Annotated in this window: 2 protein-coding genes; both read left to right on the forward strand. The window is 41.5% G+C overall.

All coding sequences use genetic code 11. The features are described 5' to 3' along the window. The coding region (locus H5158_RS22495) for a transposase (protein WP_182740959.1) at positions 1–318 on the forward strand (318 nt) is incomplete at its 5' end. A gap of 45 nt (positions 319–363) precedes the next feature. Further along, on the forward strand, positions 364–1,355 hold a 992-nt coding region (locus H5158_RS22500), incomplete at its 3' end, for a transposase (protein WP_259398591.1).

Consider the following 1,355-nt stretch of genomic DNA (forward strand, 5'->3'; position numbering starts at 1 on the left):
TGCCAAAATAAATTCATTCCAATCAATTTTGCTGAGCAAATATTGCCAGGTACATTTGAGTATGCGCTTTGTTATATTGTCGAAAATAAACTCGATTTGTCGGGCTTTGACGCGTGGTATAACAACGACAAAACAGGCGCGGCGGCGTATCCGCCGTCAGTGATGTTAAAGATTATTTTGCTCGGCTATGCACATGGTTTGATCAGCAGCCGCCGTATTGCTAAGGCGTGTGAGACGAATATTTTGTTCATGGGTGTGTCGGGTGACAGAAAAATAGGACAGGCGCATTTTTTTGCAAATTTTTTGCAAAATCCATAGTATCAACTACTGTTTTTATATACAGTTTAACAGGAGTTGCTATGTATGACCCGGGCAAGAAAAAAGCTTATTGATTTAGCGTCCACATCTTATTATCACTTAATTTCACGATGCGTGAGACGTGCATTCTTGTGTGGTGATGATAAATACACAGGTAAAAACTTTGATCACCGTAGAGTGTGGTTAGTAGAGCGAATTAAGTTACTAAGTAGCGTTTTCGCTATAGAGATAGCTGCCTACGCGATAATGAGCAATCACTACCACCTTGTTGTGAACGTCAATAGACGTCAAGCACTTGATTGGTCTGATGATGAAGTAATTGAACGCTGGTATCAACTTTATAACGGCCATGTTTTAGTTGATCGTTACTTAAATGGTGAGCAGCTAGATAAGGCGAGTGTGCTCTTTTTTGATGAGATCATCGCTAAATGGCGCGCAAGGCTTTATGACATCAGCTGGTATATGAAAAACCTTAATGAGTACATTGCCCGCGAGGCCAATAAGGAAGATAACTGCACGGGCAAGTACTGGGAAGGGCGCTATAAGTCACAGGCATTATTAGATCAAACCGCAGTACTCAGTTGCATGGCCTACGTTGATTTGAATCCTATCAGAGCAAACATAGCCGATACGCTTGAAGACAGTGATTTTACCTCAATTCAAGAGCGTATAGCGCATTTCAAAGCCTTTACCACAGACACGGTCAAAGCAAATAAACCCCTCAAACAAAAAGATACTGTTCAATATGAAAGTCAACCAGCACAGCTAAAGCAATTTGGTGGTAATCATATTAAAGGCACGATCCCCTTTGCCTTACTGGATTACATTGAATTAGTCGACTGGAGTGGCCGCCAGATAGATCCAAAGAAAAAAGGGCATATCAACAAAAGCATACCAAAAGTGCTCCTGACGTTGAATATAGAAGAAGCGCAATGGCTTGAATCAATTCAACGTTTCAGGCAGCAGTACTCAAATTTTGCAGGCAGCAAACAACGGTTAAAGCAGCAAGCCGCCAGCAACGATGTAAAATGGTACAA

The organism is Pseudoalteromonas sp. SR45-6 (genome assembly GCF_014163545.1).
GTDB classification, from domain to species: domain Bacteria; phylum Pseudomonadota; class Gammaproteobacteria; order Enterobacterales; family Alteromonadaceae; genus Pseudoalteromonas; species Pseudoalteromonas rhizosphaerae.